This is a genomic window from Arthrobacter ipis, assembly GCF_014694315.1.
Classification (GTDB): Bacteria; Actinomycetota; Actinomycetes; order Actinomycetales; family Micrococcaceae; genus Arthrobacter; species Arthrobacter ipis.
In genome coordinates this window covers 1-1,002 of sequence record NZ_JAAOXD010000005.1, presented here as the reverse complement: position 1 = coordinate 1,002, position 1,002 = coordinate 1, and the positions used below count along the sequence as shown (strand labels likewise).

Below are 1,002 nucleotides of genomic sequence, written 5' to 3'. Positions count from 1 at the left end.
GGCCGCGGCGAAGCCCGTGCCGATGCCGCGCAGGTGGCCGGGGAATACCTCGGCCGGATAGACCTGGGTCATCGTGGTGTAGCCGGCATTGAAGTAGGAGAAGGCGAGAAACAGGACGAGCACGAGGATCGCTGGTGCGTTCCCCCAGAGCCCGATGATCAGCAGGATGCCTGCGCAGAGCCACTGCCCGGGCACGGTGAGGATCCGCCGGCCGAGCTTGTCAATCAGAAGCACGCTGGTGACAACGCCCGCGACCGCAAGTGCGGACAGGCCGACTCCACCGGCCCAGCCGCCGCCGAAGCCGAATTGGTTGAGCACCGCGTCGGCGAAGGTCGCGATCGCGAAGTACGGAGTAACCGCGCAGAACCAAAAACCTGCGGTAAAGAGGGTGGTGCGCCAGTACTGCCTCGAGAACAGCATCCCGAAGGAGGCGCCCTTGATTTTGGTCCCACTCTGCGCGGCCTGAGCCTCCTGGATCATCCTCAGATCGATCTCTTCGGTGGCCGCGGCGAAGCCCGTGCCGATGCCGCGCAGGTGGCCGGGGAATACCTCGGCCGGATAGACCTGGGTCATCGTGGTGTAGCCGGCATTGAAGAAGGAGAAGGCGAGAAACAGGACGAGCACGAGGACCGCTGGTGCGTTCCCCCAGAGCCCGATGATCAGCAGGATGCCTGCGCAGAGCCACTGCCCGGGCACGGTGAGGATCCGCCGGCCCAGCTTGTCAATCAGAAGCACGCTGGTGACAACGCCCGCGACCGCAAGTGCGGACAGGCCGACTCCACCGGCCCAGCCGCCGCCGAAGCCGAATTGGTTGAGCACCGCGTCGGCGAAGGTCGCGATAGCGAAGTACGGAGTAACCGCGCAGAACCAAAAACCTGCGGTAAAGAGGGTGGTGCGCCAGTACTGCTTCGAGAACAGCATCCCGAAGGAGGCGCCCTTGATTTTGGTCCCACTCTGCGCGGCCTGAGCCTCCTGGATCATCCTCAGATCGATCTCTTCGGT

At 64.4% G+C, this 1,002-nt stretch carries 1 protein-coding gene; it reads right to left on the bottom strand.

Annotated features, from left to right (window positions below; all coding sequences use genetic code 11):
- The coding region (locus G9E11_RS21175) for an MFS transporter (protein ID WP_246468981.1) at window positions 1-1,002 on the bottom strand (1,002 nt) is incomplete at both ends.